Here is a 21536-nt window from a genome sequence, read left to right as displayed (position 1 = left end):
TGGGCAACCAAAGCCAATGTTCACTCATAAAACTCTCACAATCTAAAATCCAAAATCTAAAATCCAAAATTCATTAGGCTATGTCTTCTTCAGTAGCTGTAAAGCGCCACCACGAAACGCCACCCACTAGGCAACGAACTAAGCGGCAGGCATCAACCTTACCCCTGGTTGCGCCTTCTGTCATTGCCTTGCTGCTGTGGATGATTGTACCTCTGGTGATGACGCTATGGTTTTCCTTTCAGAGGTATAACCTGCTTAATCCAGACGCACGCAAATTTATTGGGATTGAAAATTTCACGTTCATCCTAACTGACTCAGCGCTGTGGACTTCGATCGCCATCACAATAATTCTGGTTGTGTCGGTTCTGGTGATCACAATTAGTCTAGGCACACTCCTGGCAATTCTATTTGACCAGGACTTTTATGGTCAAGGGATTGCGCGGGTGCTGGCGATTTCTCCGTTTTTTGTCATGCCCACAGTCAGCGCCCTAGTCTGGAAGAATATGCTGATGCATCCAGTAAATGGACTGTTTGCTCAATTTACAAGAAGTTTGGGTTTGGGGGCGATCGATTGGTTTGCAGATTTTCCCCTGCTTGCCATCATTATCATTGTTTCGTGGGAGTGGCTTCCCTTTGCTCTGCTAATTTTATTAACGGCAATTCAGTCGTTAGATCATGACCAGCTAGAAGCAGCCCGGATGGATGGAGCAAATGCGATCGCTCTATTTCGTTTCGTCATGCTACCGCATCTGAGCCGCGCCATTGCCGTAGTCGCCATGATCGAGACGATTTTCTTTTTGACTATTTTTGCAGAAATCTTTGTGACTACAGGTGGCGGCCCCGGAGTCGCAACGACCAACCTTGCCTATTACATTTTCCTGAGAGCTTTGCTGGAATTTGATGTCGGTGGTGCCTCAGCCGGTGGATTAATCGCGGTAATTCTTGCCAACATCGTGGCAATTTTTCTGATGCGTAGTGTTGCTCGTAATTTGGATACCTAAGTATGGCACAAAAAACTTCTCGCCGTTGGCTATTTACCTTGCTCGGCTGGTTTGTCGCTTGCAGCTTGTTTTTCCCGATTTTCTGGATGTTTCTCACTAGTTTCAAAACGGAGGTGGCGGCGGTTGCAACTCCTCCTCAGCTATTTTTCCAGCCTACATTAGAAAATTATGTGGCGATTCAAGATCGGGCAAACTATTTCAGCTATGCACTCAACAGTGTGGCGGTTTCACTCGGATCAACCATACTCGCGCTACTGCTTGCCATACCTGCCGCTTATGCGATGGCGTTCTTCCCAACCAAACGCACTAAGGGAACTTTGCTGTGGATGCTTTCTACTAGAATGCTGCCGCCGGTTGGTGTGTTGGTGCCAATTTACATCTTGTGTCGCAACGCTCGTTTGCTAGATACCCGCATCGGTTTAATTATTATCTACACCTTGATCAATTTGCCAATTATCGTTTGGATGATTTACAGCTTTTTCAAAGATGTTCCCAAAGATATCCTAGAAGCCGATCGCATGGATGGAGCAAACACACAGCAAGAACTGATTCATGTTTTGTTGCCACTGGCATTACCTGGAATTGCTTCCACCGCATTGCTTTCAATCATTTTGTCCTGGAATGAAGCCTTTTGGAGCCTCAACCTAACAACAGCTAATGCCGCTCCTTTAACTGCATTTATTGCCTCATTTTCCAGCCCTCAAGGATTGTTTTGGGCAAAACTTTCGGCAGCATCAACCCTAGCGATCGCGCCTATTTTAATCTTCGGATGGCTGAGTCAACGGCAATTAGTCCGGGGTCTGACGTTTGGTGCTGTGAAATAATCGTCTGCTGTGAAACTCATTAACAGAAAATTCTATGTCAACAGTTGCTTTAAGAGATATACATAAACGGTATGCTGATACTGAGGTGATTAAAGGCATCGATCTTGATGTTGGCGATCGCGAATTTGTGGTATTCGTCGGCCCATCTGGTTGTGGAAAATCAACCTTGCTCCGCATGATTGCCGGACTAGAGGAAATTACCTCCGGCAAGTTGCTAATTGATGGAAAGGTAGTGAATGATGTACCTCCAGATAAACGTGAGTTGGCAATGGTATTTCAAACCTACGCTTTGTATCCTCACATGACCGTAGCAGAGAATATGGCGTTTAGCCTCCGCCTTGCAGGTATGCCAAAAGCCAAGCGTTATGAAAGGGCGCGTGAAGTCGCTCGTGTCCTCCAACTGGAACCACTGTTAAACCGCAAGCCGAAAGAACTATCGGGAGGACAACGCCAACGGGTAGCGATCGGTCGTGCCTTGGTTCGCAATCCCAAAGTGTTTTTATTTGATGAACCACTGTCAAACCTGGATGCAGCTTTGCGTGTGCAAATGCGGATTGAACTTGCCAGCCTACACGACAGCTTGCAAGCCACCATGATTTATGTGACACACGATCAGGTCGAAGCCATGACACTTGCTGACAAAATTGTAGTGTTGCAGGGCGGCATTGTCGAACAAGTGGGTTCACCGCTAGAACTTTACCACCATCCCCGTAATCTATTTATTGCCGGATTTATTGGTTCACCGAAGATGAACTTTGTTTCGGTAACAGTAACAGCCGTCAATGATGGTATAACGGTCAAACTTCCTGGTGATGCCAGTGTCACAATCCCCGTGAAGCCTGGAAAGCTGTCGGTTGGAGATCAAGTTACATTGGGGATTCGCCCCGAACACCTGCGACTCGATCACAGTAATCCAAGCGTGAATGGCGAAGTGTTAGTTGTGGAACGACTGGGTGGACTAACCTATCTGTATGTCAAGATTGAGGGGGGAGACACTCTAGTAGTGCAAACAGACGGAGATAATTCCAGCCAGTTGCGCGATCTTGTTCCTATCCACATTAGCGGCGAGCTTTGCCATCTGTTTGACTTACAGGGTGAAGCTGTTTTAAAAACTTGCCGTCACCACTTAACAGTTAATAAATAATGAACAGCAATACCAGCACCGGCTCAACAATCAAGCTGAATGAAGCATCTCTATCTCATTTACCTGGAAACGTGCCCGTACCCAAGTACGATCGCCATCAAATTACTAATGGAATTGTGCATATTGGGGTTGGTGGATTTCATAAATCGCACCAAGCGCTTTATCTCGATAATTATTTCCATCAAAATCCTGGTAGTGATTGGGGAATCTGTGGTGTTGGATTGCTGGACTATGACTATGACAGACGGATGCGGGATGCGCTGCTGTCCCAAGATTGTTTGTATACCTTAGTTGAGCGATCGCCCGAAAGCGATCGCGCTCGAATTATCGGTTCCATCACTCGATACCTGTTTGCACCAGACAATCGTCAAGCAGTTATTGAAGCAATGGCCAACCCTGAATGCCGAATTGTGACTCTAACGATCACTGAAAGCGGCTACTACTATATCGAAGGAAGTGGTGAATTCGATGTGAACCACCCAACGATTCAGCACGATTTGCACCATCCTGACCAACCAATCGGGACATACGGTTTTTTGAGTGCCGCACTCGAAAAGCGCCGTCAACAGGGGTTAGCACCCTTTACAGTACTGTCTTGTGACAACATACAGGGCAACGGTAATACGGTACGGAAAATGCTAACAACATTTGCTCAAATCCGCGATCCAGAGTTAGGGCGTTGGATTGCCGAATACGTTACCTTTCCCAACTGCATGGTCGATCGCATTACTCCAATGACGACCCCAGCAGATATCAAAATGGTGGCGGAACAGTTTGGTATTGATGATGCGTTTCCAGGTGTCACGGAGCCTTTCATCCAGTGGGTAATCGAAGATACCTTTTGTGCAGGCAGACCTGATTGGGAATCCGTTGGCGTACAGATGACTAACGATGTTCATCCCTATGAGATGATGAAAATTCGGCTACTCAACGCCAGTCACTTGCTGATTGGCTATCTTGGCTCTCTGGCAGGTTATACCTACGTTTATGAAGTCATGGCTGATCCTTTGTTTGAGCAAGCCGTCGCTAAGTTGATGGACGAGGTAACACCAACGCTCCAACCCGTTCCAGGGATTGATTTAGACGATTATAAAAAAACTTTAATTGAACGGTTTTCCAATCCCAAAATTCGCGATCAGCTGCCGCGCCTGTGCCTGAATGGATCAGCCAAAATTCCTAAGTTTGTTTTGGGATCGCTCCGCGATAAATTACAACTTGGAGGTGCCATCGATTACCTAAGTTTAACGATTGCTGCTTGGTGTCAATACCTCACTAGTTATGATAAACAAGGACAACCTATTCCCATCGATGACCCATTAGCAGATATCCTCATTCAACGCGCCAGCTTGAGCGAATTAGACCCCAAACCATTGCTCAGTATATCTGAAATTTTTGGAGATTTAGTAGAGTCGCCACGTTTTATCGAGGCTGTTGCTGACCAGTTGCGTAGTTTGCATGAGTTCGGTGTTAAAGGAACACTAGTCCGATTCTCCCAAGCACACTAAGGCATTATCAACTTCATGAGCGATTTGTAGCTTGATAAAGCAACAAATCTAATTTGGGATTCTTAATTTTTAAGTATTTGAGGACTAGCTATCATGCTGCTTGGCATAGATTTAGGAACAGGCTCTGCTAAGGCATTGCTCCTGGCGACAGACGGAACCGCAATAGGTGAAGCGTCAAGCTCATATCCTGTTCATGCACCTCATCCTGGATGGGCTGAATCTGAGCCAGGGGATTGGTGGTCAGCTGTTGGCGAGGCTGTTAGGAAGGCAGTGGGAAATCATGCCGATCAAGTACAAGCGATCGCACTTTCAGGGCAAATGCATGGTGTTGTCCTAACTTCGGAGTCGGGTGAGCCACTGCGTCCTGCTATCCTCTGGGCAGATACTCGCTCTAGTACTACGCAAAACATTTATCATTCGCTCGATGTCGCTATTCTAGAGCGATTGGGCAACCCGATTACGGCTGGAATGGCTGGCTCAATTTTGCTGTGGCTACAAGAACACGAGCCGACTGTGTACGCCCAAGCGCGTTGGGCACTTCAGCCAAAAGATTGGCTACGGTTACGGTTGACTGGAGAAGTCGCAACCGAACCATCTGACGCTAGTGGTACTTTGCTTTACGATATTGTGTCAGACAACTGGGCATGGGATGCAATTTCAGCCCTAAATCTGCGTTGTGATTGGTTGCCGAAAATTATTCCCTCTAGTGCGATCGCAGGTTACTTAACAGCTAGTGCTTCAGAGCATCTTGGCTTAAGAGTTGGCTTACCTGTTATTGCTGGTGCTGCGGATACGGCAGCGGCGGCACTTGGTAACGGACTACTAGAGCCTGGTTTGGTTCAACTAACCATTGGCACAGGCGCTCAAATCATTACACCTCGCTCCCAACCAATTCTTGATCCTCATGGTCGCACACATCTATATAGAGCCGCCGTACCTAACCAGTGGTACACCCTTGCAGCAATGCAAAATGCGGGGTTAGCGCTTGAGTGGGTACGAGGTATCCTCGGCTTGAGTTGGGAGCAAGTCTATACTAAAGCGTTTTCTGTTCCCCCAGGATGTGAAGGGTTGACATTTTTGCCATACCTCACCGGTGAGCGAACTCCACACCTTGACCCTTATGCACGCGGGGCATGGGTGGGGCTTGGACTTCATCATACACAGGCGCACCTGATGCGGGCAGCTTTAGAGGGAGTTGCTTTTGCCTTGCGGCAAGGTTTTGAGGCACTTGAGGCAACAGGTTTTAAAGCTACAGAACTTCGTTTAGCAGGTGGTGGAACGGCAGAAATGCCTTGGAAACAATTACTAACTGATGTATTGAGAATACCCCTCTATGCAACTACCGTTGCTGCTGCATCTGCGCGTGGTGCTGCTTTACTGGCGGGTATCGGAATTGGCGTATACGCCGATACTAATGATACAAGCAAACTGGCAGCTACACCAACACTTGCTGCAACTCCCCTGTCAGTTGATTCAGCCTTAGAAGATGCTTGGATGCGATATCAATCTCTTTATCCACAACTTAAAAAAATCTCATAGGAGTTATGCCTCAAGGCCGTAACACTAAAAGGCATTTACAGAATAAATTCTTAAGATGGGGCTGTTTAACATCAGTCAAAAAAAGAAGCGAGTTTACTAAGAGGATAAATAGGCATTATATGCATATATTAGGTGGAATAAAGCTTCCCACGATTGATTCACTCGATTAGCTCACCCGATTGGATGAATCTGTGGAGTGAAATCACCTATTAGCCAATTTGGGGAAAGTGGATAAAGTTTGAAGATTCTATATTTTAAATAGGTTCATCTTGGCTCTTATCCCGGAACAGCAGGGACTTCTCGAAGCAAATCGGGTTCGTTATGTACAAATGTAATTTGCAATGTTCCTACTAGCTCTTTGTATGTCAGTGTCGAGTCATTAGCAGGTATGAGTTGTTCCAAGCTCTCTTGACTTAAATGCAAACCTGTTTCTTGGAGAAATACAGCCAATTTTTCCAATTTGGTGCTTGGTACTTCAAAGTTAATGCAGATTAAGATGTTCGAGTATAAGTGAAAATCCGTAATCCAAGCTCCTGCTTGGTTAATCGCTTCACTTACACGAGCAGTCATCCCAATCCGTTCTGCTTTTGTAAACCCATCTAGGCGTAGAAATTTTTGCTCAAACATAAGTTACCTCCCAATGAACCTATCCCACTATTCTAAAAATCCCTACTCCTTTTCGTAAAATGTGCTTGAAAACCTTAATTTTTCGTTTTCAGTTCTCAATAAGCTTAAGCTTTGTAGCACAAATATTATTAGTGGGATAGGTTCCTCCCAATATAATCTACATAAATTAGGATTAAATCGGAAAAAACAAAGCGGAGACGGAAATGCTGTAAAAATATTTCCATTTTAGAGCATTGAGCTAATATTTTTAATTTAAAGATTAAAATCGGGTGTTAATTAATAATGAAAAGCATATCAATATCGTTACCAATTAAAAATTTATGCTCCGATTAATTAATCAGATTATAAGCAAAATTCAACCTAATACTGTAATTGTTCCGTCAGAATTTTTGGCATGGCGACAGCAATTTCTCCCTGGTCGCATTCGTTTACTCGCTTGGATTATTCTGATTGTTTTGGTAATGGTAACGATTTTTCATCTCACCATTACAATTCCTAGCTTGAATGCTTTAGGTGATCCAAAACTGATATTTGATCCCAACCGGATGCGCCAATATTTAGAAGTGGTAGTTACTCAAATTACAAGTGTTGGTATTGGCTTGTTATTAGCAAAATATAATGTATTCCAGAAGTTTCCAGAACGAATGTTTCTGCTGTTGAGTGGATTAGTGCTGATGCCATCTCAAATCATCGCCACATTGCGAGGACAAGCTAGTTTTGATGGCGAGATGTGGATTTTATTTTATGCGATTCAAGCTATATTAATACCTGTGCATTGGCGATCGCATTTTATCTCGCAAGTGACTGTGATTGGTTATTTTGCGATCGCGATGCTGTTGGGTTGGCGCGATCCGAATGTGATTGTATCGGCTGCCTATGGTTTGGGCATATTTTATACAATACTAATTTGTTTGGTAGCCGATGTGGGCGTATTTTTATATGAGCGATCATGCCAGATTGTGACGATAACATCTACAAAATGCCCAGTTGGTTACATCTAGCTGCGACCTCTCAAACCTGTTGCGCGATTACCTATGGCGGGACGTAAGCCCATCATATTCAAAGCAAATGATTGATTGCATATTCTCTCAAAATAGGTACTGGCAAACCCTTTAACATACCATAAAATATTTCTGCAAGAGGTCTAGTGAATAGGCTCTCTATTTTCCCTCAAACTCACAATTTTTAGCTTGACTAACCACTAGCAAGATAATTGCGCCACCCGCCATACTGGGAAATATCTTGTGCATCGGGAATCACATAGGATTCACACAAAAATCCTTTGACTGAGGAACCGTCTTCCAGGTCTAAGGTGCCAATCACTAAGGGTGGGGGTACTGCGGCAACAAAAGTACCAAAGTCTTTTGCGCTCAGTTGCCAAACTTCTACTTCAATGCCTACCCCAGAACCATCGAGAACTTTTACTAATCCAGGTTTGGCAGGTTGGGTATTGGCAAGGGCGTAAAAACGATAGCTAGGGGCGGTTTGGCAGGTTTTTAGTAAGGTGGCATGGCGTTCTTGCAGTTGATAGTTTAAGGGCTGCCCGGTGAGATGAGCGCCAACAACAGCAAGAGTAATCATATTGGTGGATACAGTTGTCATGCAGAAATCCTCCCAGAAGTTATTTTGCCACAGGTTCCGCCCATGTGATGGTGATAGCGATCGCCCAATTTACACAGTGCTACATCTTGAAATGCTTGCCCTATTAAGGTGATGCCAGTAGGCAAACCATTGGTACGGAAGCCAGAGGGAAGGGCGATCGCGCACAAGTCCATCAAGTTTACAAAATTGGTATAGTAGCCTAGGTTAGTGTTGAGGGCGATCGGATCGGCTTCTACTTCTGCTTTGGTGTAGATAGTTCCTGTGGTAGGTAACACCAGAATATTGACTTTTTGCCATTGTTGTGAAGCTTGCTGCTTAAGTGCTTCTAAAGCGTAAAAACTCTTGAAAGTATCTACTGCTGTGTAGCGTAAACCATTGCTAATGATTTGACGGACAACCGGATGAATAGCATCAGCTTGAGTTTCAAAGAACGATTGGATGGCGGCAAGTCGTTCTGCTACCCAGGCACCAGAGTAGAGCAAATTAGCAGCTTGGTGGAAGGGCTGAAAATCGATTTCTACAAGATTCCCGCCGATCGCCTCTAACCGTTTTAATCCTTGCTCATATAAATCTGCTGCTGCTGCATCACCGAAAAACTGCAATTGATCTGCTTTCGGTACTCCAAAAGAAAATGATGAGGGAATTGTTACGGTTTGTGGGGGAACTTGGCGGGAATAAGAATCGCTGACATCAAAGCTTCTGGCAACTTGCCATACAGTTGCTGCATCTTGGCAATTCAATGTGAAAATGGAAACGCAGTCGAGAGAACGACAGGCAGGCACTACGCCGGAAGTACTTAATACACCTCTGGTAGGCTTGAGTCCAATAATATTATTAAATGCTGCTGGAACTCGCCCAGAACCTGCTGTATCAGTGCCTAAAGAAAAGCTTACTAACCCCGCCGCAACTGCCACGGCGGAACCAGAACTAGAGCCACCGGAAATATAATCATCATGGAAAACACTGCTACAGGCTCCATAAGGCGATCGCATCCCAACTAACCCCGTGGCAAACTGATCGAGATTGGTTTTGCCGATCAAAATTGCCCCGGCTTGGAGCAAGCGATCAACTACCGTTGCCGTTTTTTCTGGGATGTAGCTGTAGGCTGGACAGGCAGCAGTCGTGGGCATTTTCGCCACATCGATGTTATCTTTCACGGCGAAGGGGATACCGTACAGGGGCAACTCATCTAAATTTCTGCCAGCGAGAACTTGAGCTTGAGCGATCGCCTGTGCTTGTGGTATTAAATGAATCCAAACAGCATCGTTTCCCCGTGCAGCAATCCGGCGATAAACTTCCTCAATTACTTGGGTTGGTTGCAATTGAGAGGTTCGATAAGCTTTAAGCAGCGATGCAATATCTAGGCTGATCGAGTCCGTCATGGTGCTTCTCCTCGGATAATCGCTAATACCTGTCCGGCGGTGACGAGTTGCCCCGGTTCGCAGAGCACTTCTACCACCGTTCCTGGATCATCTGGCAGCAGGGTCATTTCCTGCTTCATTGCTTCCAGCACAATTACACTCGTGTCTTCCGTAATGCGATCGCCTGGTTTGATTAACACCTGCCAGACATTTGCTGTTGTTGGAGCGCTCAGAGCGTAGCAATCATCGGGAATAGTCGTTGCTACTGCTGGTGGGAGATCGGCTGCGACGATTGTGCTTTCATCTTGGGCTGTAGCTGTCCAGCGATCGCGTTCTTCTCGAAAGGCAATTCGCTGACGCGTTTGGCATGTCGTCACCTCTTGGGCAATTTCCTGCAAAAACTGTTGATAGTCGCCAAATTTAAACGTGGTTTCTTCAACTTTTAGTTTGAACTTGCCTTCAATAAAATCCTCTCGGTGGCGCATTAGCTCTTCGTGATCAACTGGATAAAACCGAATTTGATCGAAAAATCGTAACAGCCAGGGTTTGCCATCTGTAAAATCTGCGGTTTGTTTGTAGCGATTCCACATCTGCACGGTGCGTCCGACAAACTGATAGCCACCTGGTCCCTCCATGCCATAAACGCAGAGATATGCACCACCGATGCCGACTGCATTCTCAGGAGTCCAGGTACGGGCTGGATTGTATTTTGTGGTAACGAGGCGATGACGCGGATCGAGCGGGACTGCCACTGGCGCACCGAGATAAACATCCCCTAAGCCCATCACCAAGTAACTCGCATTAAAAAGAATTTCTTTAACCTCTGCGATACTGCCCAGTCCATTAATCCGCCGAATAAATTCAATATTGCTAGGACACCACGGTGCATCTTTTCGCACCGACTGCATATATTTTTCAATGGCTAGTTGAGTAGATTCATCATCCCAGGATAACGGCAGATGTACAATTCGGGTTGGCACTTCTAGATTAGTAATATCCGGGAGATGAGATTCGATGTTTTGTAATGCGGTAACTAAATTTGATTGCGAAATGATGCGGCTATCGTAGTGAATTTGTAGCGATCGCATTCCTGGTGTTAATTCCCAAACTCCATCAATTGGGTTCGTTTGCAGATGAGTCATTAACTCATGCACCCGGAAACGCAACTTCAAATCCAGCACTAAATCTCCGTATTCAATCAGCAAGTATTTATCACTCGCTTGACGGTAGGTAACGGCAATTTGGTCATCAGTTGCGGGAATTTCTGCCACAATTGCCTGATATTCAGAACCGTCAGCCACCAGAGCCATCGCCATCGATTCTCCCACTTGCAGCGTTTGGATTTGCCGATCCGACTGCAATTCTTGGTGCAATGCTTGGTCAAAGGTGAGGCGACGGAATTGAACCGTGTTCCCCGGTTTGAGTTGCCCAATTTTCCAAAGTTGTGCTGCAACGATCGTCGCAGGACACACAAAACCCCCCAAACTCGGCCCATCCAAACCCAGGATAATCGGCATATCTCCGGTGAAATCGATTGTACCAATGGCATAGGCATTGTCGTGAATATTAGAAGGATGTAGCCCTGCTTCACCCCCATCTTGCCGCGCCCAGGTTGGTTTTGGCCCAATCAACCGAATTCCGGTTCGCGCCGAGTTGTAATGCACTTCCCAATGAGTACTGAAAAAAGTCTCGATGTCTTCATCCGTGAAGAAATCCGGCGCACCGTGAGGGCCATACAAAACTCCAATTTCCCAATGATTTGAGTAGGTGGGAATCAATTCCGGGGAAATGGGCTGCGGTTGGGACGTACAGGGATACAATTTCAGGACATCGCCCACCTGTAAGGCTCTGCCGCAATGTCCACCAAACCCACCCAGAGTAAAAGTTGCTTTACTGCCCAAATAATCGGGTACATCAAACCCGCCTTGCACGCTGATATATGTGCGGAAACCATTGCCCTGAATGTTACCCAGCCGTAGCGTACTCCCTGCTTTTACCGGAATTGCTGTCCAATAAGGAATCGGCTGTTTATCTAGGGTAGCTTTCATCTGCGCTCCCGTGAGGCAGATCACCGTGTCGCAATTGAAGCGCAAAGCGGGGCCAGATAGTGTACACTCTAACCCGGCTGCCGCTTCTGGATTGCCTAAAATCCGGTTGCCCAACCGAAATGCTAAAGAATCCATTGGGCCAGAGGGCGGTACACCGACATTCCAGTAGCCCACTCGTCCAGGATAATCTTGAATGGTGGTCATCGTGCCTGCGACTAGCACATCAATTGTATTCGGGCGATAGGTAAAGCTATTAGTAAATTTCGTAGTAATATTGCCCTGAATAAACGTCGAATCGGCAATAATTTGGCGCAGGTATTCCAAGTTGGTTTCAATGCCGTCGATGCGAGATTGGGCTAGGGCAGTTTGGAGAGTAGCGATCGCATCTTCTCTAGACTCACCATGTACAATTATCTTCGCCAACAAGGGATCGTAAAACGGCGAAACTTTTGTGCCAGTGGCAATCCAGCTATCACAGCGAATCCCATCCGCAAACTGCACTTGAGTTAACTCACCAGAACTCGGTTGAAAATTTTTATTCGGATCTTCGGCATACACCCGCACCTGAATCGAATGTCCTTGCGGTTGGTACTGGTAGGATGCCAACTCCAGCGACTCACCCGCCGCTTGGCGCACCATCCACTCTACTAAATCCACACCTGTAATCGCTTCTGTTACGCCATGTTCCACCTGTAGGCGGGTATTCACCTCTAAGAAGTAGAACTGTTGGGTATCCACATCGTAGATAAACTCAACCGTACCCGCCGATTGATAGCGAATTTCCTGACCGAGTTTAACGGCAGACTCATACAAACGCTGCCGCAAACTATCATTAATATTTGGTGCAGGGGCTTCTTCAATGACTTTTTGATTGCGCCGTTGCGTTGAACAATCGCGTTCACCGAGGGCAACCACGTTCCCTCCACCATCACCAAAGATTTGCACTTCAATGTGCCGCGCCCGTTCAATGTATTTTTCTAAAAATACTCCACTTTGGCTAAAGTTATTACGGCTTAAACGTTGCACATTTTCCAACAAGTCTGCCAAAGTGTCTTCACTCCGGCACAACTGCATTCCAATGCCGCCACCCCCTGCGGTACTTTTGATCATCACAGGATAACCAATTTCCGCCGCCGCCTGTTTAACCTGTTGCAAATTGTCTAGCAACAAACTACCGGGGACGAGTGGCACTCCAGCAGCTTGTGCGATCGCTCTTGCTTCATGTTTGAGTCCAAATCGCCGCAGTTGATCGGGTGTGGGGCCAATAAACACAATTCCTGCTTGAGCACAAGCTTCGGCAAATGCCACATTCTCGCTCAAAAAGCCATAGCCGGGATGAATCGCCTCAGCACCAGTTGCTTTTGCTGCCGCCAAAATCGCCTCTGTGCGAAGATAACTTTGCGCCGCAGCAGCTTCTCCCACACACACAGCTTCCCCAGCCGCAGCAACATGGGCAGCATGGGCATCGGCTTGGGAGTAAACTGCAACCGAGGCAATACCGAGGCGATCGAGGGTGCGAATAATCCGGCAAGCAATTTCACCGCGATTGGCAATCAAAACTTTGTTGAACATGAGCAATAAATCAATCAACAACTGAACCAGCAACCAACAAAGACAGGAAACATCCCATTTTTGCAGAAATAGTCTCTAGGGTTCACCCTTGTTCTTTTAGAATTTTGAAAATTCCGAGTTCAGAGGTGCAACTTCCGAGTTCAGAGGCTTAACTTCCGAGTTCAGAGGCTCAACTTCCGAGTTCAGAGGCTCAACTTCCGGGTTCAGAGGCTCAACTTCCGAGTTCAGAGGCTCAACTTCCGAGTTCAGAGGTGCAACTTCCGAGTTCAGAGGCTCAACTTCCGAGTTCAGAGGCTCAACTTCCGAGTTCAGAGGTGCAACTTCCGAGTTCAGAGGCTCAACTTCCGAGTTCAGAGCTAGTTAAATAAATACAAAACTCTGGTTGAAACAAAAATCCCACCCCTTCAAGGGGTGGGAGCATTAAGCTGCGTCCCAAACAATCAACCTAGCTGGCGTAGGATTGTAAGCATTGCATGGGTTGTTGATTTGCGGACAGTTAGAAATCAACACCATCACATCCATCTCTGCCCGTAGATCGATGATCTTCCCGGCTTCTGAAATACCATCGACAATTTCCAACGTGCCGTCTTCGCTGACGGGAACATTCATATAGAAGTTCACATTGCTGACGAGATCACGTTTGTTCATCTCATACTTGCTCAGTTCCAGCAAGTAATTTTCGACACAAGCGTGCAGATGCTTCTTGTGCAGCCCATAGCGCACTGAGTTGCTTTCCATACTACACGCCCCACCCAGTGTATCGTGTTTGCCACACTGATCCTGGATGACGGTCATCATCACGTTTCCTTCGTTGGAAATTAACTGAGTGCCTGTAGTAATGAAAATGTTGCCTTGACGGACAATGGTATCGGGAGCGCTATATCGCTCTGAGGTATCGTATGCATTGTAAAACAATGTATCAATGGCTTGATTGCCTAGTAGATCGATAATCCGCAAAATTTGCCCTTTTTTGATTATCCTAGACCAAGGCTTACGGGCAGCCAACTCCTGATCATAAATTGCTGTTGCTGGATCGAGTTCAATGGGTAATGTTGTGACCATAATTAGGACTCCTCTTCTATTTTCAGATGCAAAGAAACAGAGATTGTAGGAAACTAACCTACCCAACTACTCCTGAGCAAACAACGCATCAGTGTTAATGAAACCACGAATCACTTGTTCGTTTGCAGTGCGGCACAGATCGTCCGGTGCAGGTGCAGGCGATTTCCAAACAGTAAGTTGAATTGGCTTAGGCTTGTAGACTGTATCGGGGTGCAATACATGGGGACAGTTGGAAATAATCACTAATACATTCATTTCCGCCCGCAAATCAATAAAGCTGCCCGGTTTTTCCTCGCCTGCGACATATTCCAAATCTCCATTCGGACGCACTGCGACTCGGCTAAATAAATTGAGGTTAGGCATTAGGTCTTTGCGGGTTAAACCGCGCTTGCCCAAGGCTTTAAGGAAATTGTTGCGAGAGTTGTTGTAATCGCTTTCGCCATATTTGTTGTAAGCGCCTTCGCCATATTTTGCAGCGTTGCTAGCAGCATTGCTGCAACCACAGATGAGATCGTGATAGCCGGAGGTATCCTCTGTGATGGAGAACAGAATGCGTCCCATGTCAGAGTAAATTACCATGCCCTTTTTCAGGAAGGCGTTGAACTGAATCTTGGCGGTATCTGCTACATTAACCCGCTCGATGGGGCTATCCGCGTTGTAGCAAATCATCGAAACACCGTGAGACCCTTCCAAATCAGTCACACGCAAGGTGTTTCCCCGTTTGATCACGTAATGCCAATACGCACCACCAGGCAGCTTTTCATTGAGCAAAATTAGGCTCGGATCAATTGCCCCCATATTCGGCAGAACAGATGCTTGCACCATAAAATCCTCTTGTTACGGTTGGATGATCAGTTTAGGAATTACCAAAGGCTCAACCTCTGGAATTGAAGAAACTACTGACTCAAATAACAAAGCCCAGGAGATTACCAATACAGTCATACTGTCTGGCTCTCCCGGGCTTTTTTCCCGCCGTGTGACCGACTCGCTCAGAGTCGGCTGCTTCTCTTGGACCAGTCATCTCACTCTTGGCGCGATCGGAACCCTAGAAGCTCATCCTTATTCAGTTTGCAATTTGAGTTTGCCAAACTTCTACAATATTGTAAACAGAGCGTTTCCTATTTAGGTTAGCATTTTTACACAATATTTGTTCATTATTTTTTTAGCAGGAGTAATCAAAGAAATTTGTATCCGTAACTACTTTTTAACAGCCTTGTGCGGCTAAAAATTATCTGAATCTGCGATTGAAAAGCAATAAAGTGGCAGGCGCGATCGCTCTGGGGCAGCGATCGCTTTTTTTGAAAAAACCATTCAAATATCAACAAATCCTCACTTTTTATTTGATTATCGTATCATTGAATACAATTTGGAGATTCGCTCGTTGTTAAAGTTGTCGGTGAAAAGAAAAACAAATGCAGGTTTTTAGTATTCTGCTTGTTCTAGATAGTAAGTTCTTAAATGAGCAATTGTCTGGAAAATTTAAAAGTTTAATTGAACGCAAAATTTATAGACTTCTAGGGTTCCGGTTTGGGTTAAGCGGATCAAGTGTTGAACTTGTTTCTGGATTAGATACAAATGCTGGTCCAAGAGAAGTCGGTAAGCTAATTGGTTGTGAATTTTGAGCGCCTGACTAGTTTATTACACGGCGGGGGAAAAGCCCGGGAGGAAGTTTTCAGCTATTAAATGCTGAATGATTCTTTCCGGGCTTTGTTATATCAATTCAAGTTTATTGCCCTTTACTTTATTATTTGCAATTGAAAAATATTATTTTGCCTATGAAAAAGCGATCGCTCCTCACAGCTTGCCTGTTATTTTTAGTTGTTATGTCTTTAGCTGTAAGCTGCACAAACCCAGCAGTATATATTAAAACTACCACCGAAGCCGAGGCAGCAGCAGTCGTTAACAGCAAAGCTAGAACGATAAACTTGGGCTTCAGTGCTTGGCCGGGTTGGTTTCCCTGGCAAGTTGCTCAAGAGCAAGGAATTTTTAAAACCAAAAACACAACCGTTAACCTTAAGTGGTTCGATGGCTACCTTGAATCCATTAGCACCCTTGCAGCCGGGCAAATTGATGCCAATAGTCAAACCCTTGGTGATACGCTCAGTTCGGTAGCAGGGGGCGCAGATCAAGTCGTGGTGCTAGTCAACGACAACTCGACCGGCAATGATAAAGTTATCGTCGCAGAAGGAATCAACAGGGTTGCAGATTTGCGTGGTAAAAAAGTGGCTGCCGAAGAAGGCACCGTTGATCACTTTTTACTGTTGCTGGGCATGAAACAAGCTGGCTTAAAGCCCCAAGACATTCAGTTTGTGCCTTTGGAAACAGGAAAAGCGGCTGCTGCTTTTGCTGCCGGTCAAGTTGATGCAGTTGCCGTTTTTGCACCGTTTACAACACAGGCATTGCAGCGAAAGGGTAGTAAAGAATTGTTCAGTTCTAAAGACTTTCCGGGTGCAATTTCTGATCACCTCGTCGTGTCGCGTAAATTTTTGGATGAACATCCCGAAGAAATTCAGGCACTTGTTGATTCTTGGTTTGCCACGCTCGATTACATCCGGGAAAACCAGGATCGTGCCTACATCATCATGTCAAAACGGGCAGGTGTGCCAGTTGAGGAATACAAACAATATGCCGATGGTACGCGCCTTTTCACAGTGGAAGAAAATCTGAAAGCGTTTCAGCCTGGCAACAACATGGCTTCTTTACTGTATGCTACTGAGCAAATGAGCCAATTTCTGATTGATGTGGGGTTGGCGCAAAACAAACCGAATACAACATTTTTATTTGACGATCGCTTCGTCAAAGCCTATATGCAAAAGCGAGCGAAGCCTGGATAGAACTAGCATCGGTATTTATTGTCTGCCTCAATCCCTCACCCCAAATTTAAACGATGAGCCACAGCACTCCGCCTCGCTCGCTCCAACCATTCACCAAACCAAAAACCATGAAGTCTACGGTTTTTTGGCGGCTGGTCGAAGATATCCCTAAGCCCCTTTATACAGTATTAACCATTACTTCGATTGCCCTGCCACTGTTGCTCTGGTGGGCAGTAACCAGCTTCGGCAACATCGATCCAAAGTTTTTGCCAACGCCAGCAAGAGTTGCAGAAGCAGCAGGGCACTTGTGGATGACACGCGAACTGCTGAAAGATACTGTAGCTAGTCTTTGGCGGGTTGCTGTTGGTTTTTTGTTAGCAGCAAGCTTCTCAATTCCGGTCGGAATTTTGATGGGGAGTTTTCCCAGCATTCGCGCTTTATTAGAGCCGCTGTTTGGTCTAATGCGCTATATGCCTGCACCGGCCTTTATTCCACTGCTGATTCTCTACTTGGGTATTGGTGAAGAACCGAAAATTATGCTGATTTTCATCGGCGTGTTTTTCTTCAATACGCTGATGGTGATGGATACTGTAAAGTTTGTGCCTAAAGAGTTGATTGAAGCAACCTATATGCTGGGTGGCGATCGCTGGGCAACACTAACTCAGGTGATTTTACCGCACGTTCTTCCCGGCATTTTGGATGCCTGCCGGATCAACTTAGCTGCCGCTTGGCAGCTTGTGATTGTGTCAGAACTAATTGCCGCAAACGAAGGATTAGGAAGACGTATCAGCGTTGCTGGTCGATTTTTACGAACCGATGAAATCTTTGTTGGACTAATTGTAATTGGCGTAATCGGATTGACATTTGATTTGTTGTTTCAGTATCTGCTTCGCGTCACCTGCAAATGGACAAGTCAGCAGCGATAAACAACTCGATAGAACATTTAACCTAGAGAGGCTAAACCAATGTTTTTGCAAGTCAATAAGCTCAACAAACACTTTCCGACTCAATCCGGTACGCTCGTAGTTCTCAAAGATATTAACATGGTAATCGAGCAGGGCGAATTTATTTGCGCGGTTGGTGCCTCCGGTTCCGGCAAATCCACGCTACTCCGCCAAATTGCTGGACTCGATAGCCCGACATCGGGAGAAGTACGCATTGATGGCAAGCACATCACTGGCCCAGGACCTGATCGTGGCATGGTGTTTCAAGACTATACGCTCTATCCCTGGATGAACGTGCAAGAAAATACCGAGTTTGGACTCAAGCTGCAAGGCGTCCCTAAAAAAGAGCGGCGCGAACAGGCAAGCTACTTTCTCAGCATCGTTGGCTTGTCACGCTTTAGCGGTTTGCTGCCCAAGGAGCTATCGGGTGGGATGAAGCAGCGTGTTGCGATCGCCCGCGCCCTTGCGTCTGAACCTAAAGTGTTGCTCATGGATGAGCCGTTTGGTGCGCTTGATATCCACACTAAAGAATCGATGCATGAATTTATACTTGACCTCTGGCAGCGCACCAACATTACAATTTTCATGATCACCCACGATGTCGAGGAAGCCGTTTTCCTGTCCAACCGCATCTATGCCTTGGGTGCTTGTCCTGGCACAATACGCAAGGTGATGACCATCAATCTGCCGGAGCGTAGCCCCATGATCAAGCGTCATTCCACCTTCCACGACTATCGAGATGAACTGATGGATCTGCTACGGCAACATGGCAAGGAAGCCGTAGCAGCATAAGATAAAAAATGGTTATTAATCAACGTCTGGCCATCGATATTCGCCACGCCAAAGGTCATTTGCGGCTGATGATCAATAAAAATGACAGTGGAATTTTCCGGAGTCAATAAGCTATGAACAGTCATGGAAATAATCCTCTAAATGATTGATGAATTATTGTGTCGTCAACTTGCATCAAAATGAAGAATGTGAATCGGAAATTGAATCCGCTTCTTTTGAGTTTGACGTTAGTGCATTGCTTCTACAACCTCGTTTGTGGACAGAACGGCATTGGCAAGATATCCAAAGTTGATCAGTGCAGCCTTGTAGCCGTCGCCCAGTTCTGGATGTTGAGGGGCAGCGAATGCGAGCTATATGTACTTGATTGGAAATATCTTGCAGAAATTGGGGAATATTTAGCCTTAAATTATTGGCATACTCCACAAGATAACTGTTTCCTAACTCTTGTTGATAGTCAAACAAAGTGTTGTGCATCTGCCAAAACTGTCCTTGCACACCAGCCGCTTCAGCTGCTCACCTGAGTCACGAACAGCGAGAAGAAGTGTTGAGTTGGCTACAAACTCTCGTACAATTGGGAGCTTGGGGAACTGGAGTATAAACTACACGAGTGAATATAACGTCGTTTATGAGTCCAAACAAAGTTACTATGATTTATTCGATGCAGCTTCTATCAGTTGGAAGAAAACCACAAAGCTAAATTCCTAGTTCTTTCAATGCCCCGCATCCAAGCACTTCTTCGCCATCCCAAGCCGTCCAAAAAGTAATATCAGGCGAACGCAATGCCTCTACATCAAGAGCATGAACGCTTTCGGGTGGGGTAATCTCATGCATGTTTTCGAGATGTTCTCTCAGAAGGTCAGCAACATTTTTACCTGTCAGGTCATCTTCACGAATTTGCAATCGGCTCATTTCCTTTATGTTAGACTAAGAAAAAGGTATATTTTTGAAAAATAGACATAAAAAAACATAAAAAACCCGTGAGAGGTGGGTAAAAAGATTTATTACTAAAAAAGTAAGTAAGGATTCTATAGAGCAGCCTGGATTGCATCATGCCAAAAAATGTCTCTGAATTTACTCATTTTCACATAGTTTGGTTTTTCCATGCCTATTTACTTATGTTTAGTTAGTTAATTGACCTTCCCTTCCCTTTAGGCATATTGATTAATTGCATTGTCTACATCAGCTAATGTTTCATACTGTTTACAAGGCAACCATTTCAAGGCTCGCAGGACTTTCTCATCAACACCTTTTTTTTCAGCATACTTAACTAAGTCTTTTTTGCTGAGTGGATAGTTAACTGCAATCAGGTTTTTCTCTAATTGTGCCGGACTGATTTTAGTAATGAATATTTCATCAACTAATTTGATCACATCAGCCAGGGTTTCATATTGTTTTGAAGGCAACTTCTTCAAAACTCGCAGGATTTTCTCGTCAATACCTTTTTCTTCAGCATACTTAACCAAGCTTTTCTTGCTAAGGGGATAGTTAACTTGGTTCAAATTTTTTTGTAGCTGCACTGGATTCAGTTTAGCCATAACGGTGTCCTATCTCTAGGGTGAGGCAGATACTGTAGAAGGTTTATCCCTCTAAGGTAATATTTAGCATATGAGTGGAAGTCGTCTTTATCAAAACTTGTTTATTATATTTCTATGGATAGTAGAATGCAAGACCGTATTCACTTAATATTATTTTAATGAAATTCGCTAGCATATATTTTAAAATCCGCACTTTAGCAGTAGAGTGTGGGTTTTAAATTTGTATTTAATCTTTTTCAAGATAAAATAGCCAGTACGCCAATTTGAGGGCATATATAGGAATCATATTTGATTTCTGAAAAAGGTTGCGAGATAATACGGAGGGAGATATCTGTCTAAGAGCGAACAATGATAAACCAGTATATAGAAGCAGCGATGCCTGCGGCGGGCGTAGCCATCGCAGAACTACAAGAATTTATAGATAATCGCCCAGATGCCCGTGAAGTTAGAAAAGCTTTAGCAGTTAAACTGGTTTATCAAGGCTACAAGTATGAGGAAATTCAAACAATTTTAGATGTGTCTGTTGGTTCGATAACAAGCTGGAAGAACGCCTATAAGGAATATGGAATTTCAGGACTACGCTTAAATTATCAAGGGAGAAAGAGTTACTTGAGCGATGAACAGAGGGAAGAAGTATTAAGTTGGTTGCAAGCTAAGGATATTTGGGAACTGGGTGAACTGGAGTACAAATTAGCATTTGAATATGATGTGATCTACGAATCAAAACGAAGCTATTACGATTTGTTTGACGCGGCAGGAATTAGTTGGAAGAAAACCACTGCCTTGAATCCAAAGGCGGACATTGAAGCTGTTGCCGCAAAAAAAAACAGATTGAATCATTGTTGGCAAGCAACAGAGAGGAAATAGAATCAGGAAGACTAAGAGTATTCTTAATAGATGAGTGTCATCTACTCTGGGGAGACTTAACCGGATACGTTTGGGGAAAAACTGATCAAGAAATTGCAGTGAGAGTTATTAACGAACGAGATAAACAGACATACTACGGGGCAGTTGACTATTCTTTTTGGTAAGTTACTTGAACCTATCCCACTAATAATATTTGTGCTACAAAGCTTAAGCTTATTGAGAACTGAAAACGAAAAATTAAGGTTTTCAAGCACATTTTACGAAAAGGAGTAGGGATTTTTAGAATAGTGGGATAGGTTC

Annotated in this window: 17 protein-coding genes, 3 pseudogenes and 1 riboswitch; of the genes and pseudogenes, 11 read left to right on the top strand and 9 right to left on the bottom strand. The window is 45.1% G+C overall.

The features are described from left to right. Positions 1–80: 80 nt before the first annotated feature. The 5 genes from H6G26_RS27705 (at position 81) to xylB (ending at position 6013) form a co-directional block, all read left to right on the top strand. Positions 81–1001 (top strand): sugar ABC transporter permease, encoded by a 921-nt coding sequence (locus H6G26_RS27705; RefSeq protein ID WP_190733229.1) that lies wholly within the window; start codon positions 81–83, stop codon positions 999–1001. A gap of 2 nt (positions 1002–1003) precedes the next feature. After that, positions 1004–1825, top strand: a complete 822-nt coding sequence (locus H6G26_RS27700; RefSeq protein ID WP_190733227.1) for a carbohydrate ABC transporter permease — start codon at positions 1004–1006, stop codon at positions 1823–1825. A 34-nt stretch (positions 1826–1859) separates the two neighbouring features. Further along, positions 1860–2969: a sn-glycerol-3-phosphate ABC transporter ATP-binding protein UgpC gene (gene ugpC / locus H6G26_RS27695; RefSeq protein WP_190733225.1), complete on the top strand. Its 1110-nt coding sequence runs from the start codon at positions 1860–1862 to the stop codon at positions 2967–2969. After that, complete coding sequence (locus tag H6G26_RS27690; RefSeq protein ID WP_190733223.1) at positions 2969–4474, top strand: mannitol dehydrogenase family protein; 1506 nt, start codon at positions 2969–2971, stop codon at positions 4472–4474. The genes ugpC and H6G26_RS27690 overlap by 1 nt, the downstream gene beginning before the upstream one ends. A gap of 93 nt (positions 4475–4567) precedes the next feature. After that, entirely contained in the window at positions 4568–6013 is a 1446-nt protein-coding gene (xylB, locus tag H6G26_RS27685; RefSeq protein WP_190733221.1) for a xylulokinase, read from the top strand. 276 nt (positions 6014–6289) lie between these two features. Here xylB and H6G26_RS27680 read toward each other — a convergent pair whose 3' ends face one another. Further along, positions 6290–6640, bottom strand: a complete 351-nt coding sequence (locus tag H6G26_RS27680; RefSeq protein WP_190733219.1) for a hypothetical protein — start codon at positions 6638–6640, stop codon at positions 6290–6292. Between the two features lie 320 nt (positions 6641–6960). On the opposite strand from H6G26_RS27680, the gene H6G26_RS27675 reads away from it, so the two are divergent. Continuing rightward, on the top strand, positions 6961–7641 hold the full coding sequence (locus H6G26_RS27675) for a hypothetical protein (protein WP_190733217.1): 681 nt from the start codon (positions 6961–6963) through the stop codon (positions 7639–7641). A gap of 193 nt (positions 7642–7834) precedes the next feature. On the opposite strand, the gene H6G26_RS41845 is transcribed toward H6G26_RS27675, so the two are convergent. From H6G26_RS41845 to H6G26_RS27655, 5 genes are all read right to left on the bottom strand, one after another. Then, the gene (locus H6G26_RS41845) at positions 7835–8242 is read right to left on the bottom strand and encodes a hypothetical protein (RefSeq protein ID WP_199327115.1); all 408 of its coding nucleotides are present in this window, start codon (positions 8240–8242) and stop codon (positions 7835–7837) included. After that, complete coding sequence (atzF, locus tag H6G26_RS27670; RefSeq protein WP_199327114.1) at positions 8239–9624, bottom strand: allophanate hydrolase; 1386 nt, start codon at positions 9622–9624, stop codon at positions 8239–8241. Before atzF ends, H6G26_RS41845 begins: the two co-directional genes overlap by 4 nt. After that, positions 9621–13223 carry an urea carboxylase gene (uca, locus tag H6G26_RS27665; protein WP_190733215.1) on the bottom strand — a complete coding sequence of 1201 codons (3603 nt, stop codon included), beginning with the start codon at positions 13221–13223 and terminating at the stop codon, positions 9621–9623. The genes atzF and uca overlap by 4 nt, the downstream gene beginning before the upstream one ends. A 420-nt stretch (positions 13224–13643) precedes the next feature. Continuing rightward, complete coding sequence (locus H6G26_RS27660; protein ID WP_100897531.1) at positions 13644–14285, bottom strand: urea amidolyase associated protein UAAP2; 642 nt, start codon at positions 14283–14285, stop codon at positions 13644–13646. A gap of 66 nt (positions 14286–14351) precedes the next feature. Continuing rightward, positions 14352–15110 (bottom strand): urea amidolyase associated protein UAAP1, encoded by a 759-nt coding sequence (locus H6G26_RS27655; protein ID WP_190733212.1) that lies wholly within the window; start codon positions 15108–15110, stop codon positions 14352–14354. Positions 15111–15236: 126 nt separating this feature from the next. Then, a riboswitch (guanidine-I (ykkC/yxkD leader) is annotated at positions 15237–15345 on the bottom strand. A gap of 715 nt (positions 15346–16060) precedes the next feature. Here H6G26_RS27655 and H6G26_RS27650 point away from each other — a divergent pair. The 3 genes from H6G26_RS27650 (at position 16061) to H6G26_RS27640 (ending at position 18834) form a co-directional block, all read left to right on the top strand. After that, positions 16061–17119: an ABC transporter substrate-binding protein gene (locus H6G26_RS27650; protein ID WP_190733241.1), complete on the top strand. Its 1059-nt coding sequence runs from the start codon at positions 16061–16063 to the stop codon at positions 17117–17119. Between the two features lie 107 nt (positions 17120–17226). After that, positions 17227–18024: an ABC transporter permease gene (locus H6G26_RS27645; RefSeq protein ID WP_242053906.1), complete on the top strand. Its 798-nt coding sequence runs from the start codon at positions 17227–17229 to the stop codon at positions 18022–18024. Positions 18025–18063: 39 nt separating this feature from the next. Continuing rightward, the gene (locus H6G26_RS27640; protein WP_190733208.1) at positions 18064–18834 is read left to right on the top strand and encodes an ABC transporter ATP-binding protein; all 771 of its coding nucleotides are present in this window, start codon (positions 18064–18066) and stop codon (positions 18832–18834) included. A gap of 342 nt (positions 18835–19176) precedes the next feature. Here the strand turns inward: H6G26_RS27640 and H6G26_RS27635 are convergent. Beyond that, positions 19177–19347, bottom strand: a pseudogene (locus H6G26_RS27635) (disulfide bond formation protein DsbA); the annotation flags it as partial. Here H6G26_RS27635 and H6G26_RS27630 point away from each other — a divergent pair. Continuing rightward, positions 19346–19533 (top strand): annotated as a pseudogene (locus H6G26_RS27630) (IS630 family transposase); the annotation flags it as partial. The pseudogenes H6G26_RS27635 and H6G26_RS27630 overlap by 2 nt on opposite strands. Here the strand turns inward: H6G26_RS27630 and H6G26_RS27625 are convergent. After that, positions 19528–19743, bottom strand: coding sequence for a hypothetical protein (locus H6G26_RS27625; RefSeq protein ID WP_242053905.1), 216 nt, complete (start codon positions 19741–19743; stop codon positions 19528–19530). The pseudogene H6G26_RS27630 and the gene H6G26_RS27625 overlap by 6 nt on opposite strands. Before the next feature lie 239 nt (positions 19744–19982). Continuing rightward, positions 19983–20369, bottom strand: coding sequence for a DUF2795 domain-containing protein (locus H6G26_RS27620; protein WP_190733206.1), 387 nt, complete (start codon positions 20367–20369; stop codon positions 19983–19985). 393 nt (positions 20370–20762) lie between these two features. Here H6G26_RS27620 and H6G26_RS27615 point away from each other — a divergent pair. Continuing rightward, positions 20763–21388: pseudogene (locus H6G26_RS27615) on the top strand (IS630 family transposase); the annotation flags it as partial. Between the last annotated feature and the right edge of the window lie 148 nt (positions 21389–21536).

The organism is Nostoc sp. FACHB-888 (genome assembly GCF_014696655.1).
Classification (GTDB): domain Bacteria; phylum Cyanobacteriota; class Cyanobacteriia; order Cyanobacteriales; family Nostocaceae; genus Nostoc.
This window is presented reverse-complemented; position numbering and strand designations above follow the sequence as displayed.

Bases quoted from the DNA above. Each gene is read 5' to 3' on its own strand.
- H6G26_RS27680 (WP_190733219.1), bottom strand. From the start codon at position 6,640: ATGTTTGAGCAAAAATTTCTACGCCTAGATGGGTTTACAAAAGCAGAA.
- uca (WP_190733215.1), bottom strand. From the start codon at position 13,223: ATGTTCAACAAAGTTTTGATTGCCAATCGCGGTGAAATTGCTTGCCGG.
- H6G26_RS27650 (WP_190733241.1), top strand. From the start codon at position 16,061: ATGAAAAAGCGATCGCTCCTCACAGCTTGCCTGTTATTTTTAGTTGTT.
- H6G26_RS27620 (WP_190733206.1), bottom strand. From the start codon at position 20,369: ATGGCTAAACTGAATCCAGTGCAGCTACAAAAAAATTTGAACCAAGTT.
- H6G26_RS27640 (WP_190733208.1), top strand. From the start codon at position 18,064: ATGTTTTTGCAAGTCAATAAGCTCAACAAACACTTTCCGACTCAATCC.
- H6G26_RS27675 (WP_190733217.1), top strand. From the start codon at position 6,961: ATGCTCCGATTAATTAATCAGATTATAAGCAAAATTCAACCTAATACT.
- xylB (WP_190733221.1), top strand. From the start codon at position 4,568: ATGCTGCTTGGCATAGATTTAGGAACAGGCTCTGCTAAGGCATTGCTC.
- H6G26_RS41845 (WP_199327115.1), bottom strand. From the start codon at position 8,242: ATGACAACTGTATCCACCAATATGATTACTCTTGCTGTTGTTGGCGCT.
- H6G26_RS27625 (WP_242053905.1), bottom strand. From the start codon at position 19,743: ATGAGCCGATTGCAAATTCGTGAAGATGACCTGACAGGTAAAAATGTT.
- ugpC (WP_190733225.1), top strand. From the start codon at position 1,860: ATGTCAACAGTTGCTTTAAGAGATATACATAAACGGTATGCTGATACT.
- H6G26_RS27700 (WP_190733227.1), top strand. From the start codon at position 1,004: ATGGCACAAAAAACTTCTCGCCGTTGGCTATTTACCTTGCTCGGCTGG.
- H6G26_RS27690 (WP_190733223.1), top strand. From the start codon at position 2,969: ATGAACAGCAATACCAGCACCGGCTCAACAATCAAGCTGAATGAAGCA.
- atzF (WP_199327114.1), bottom strand. From the start codon at position 9,624: ATGACGGACTCGATCAGCCTAGATATTGCATCGCTGCTTAAAGCTTAT.
- H6G26_RS27660 (WP_100897531.1), bottom strand. From the start codon at position 14,285: ATGGTCACAACATTACCCATTGAACTCGATCCAGCAACAGCAATTTAT.
- H6G26_RS27655 (WP_190733212.1), bottom strand. From the start codon at position 15,110: ATGGTGCAAGCATCTGTTCTGCCGAATATGGGGGCAATTGATCCGAGC.
- H6G26_RS27645 (WP_242053906.1), top strand. From the start codon at position 17,227: ATGAAGTCTACGGTTTTTTGGCGGCTGGTCGAAGATATCCCTAAGCCC.
- H6G26_RS27705 (WP_190733229.1), top strand. From the start codon at position 81: ATGTCTTCTTCAGTAGCTGTAAAGCGCCACCACGAAACGCCACCCACT.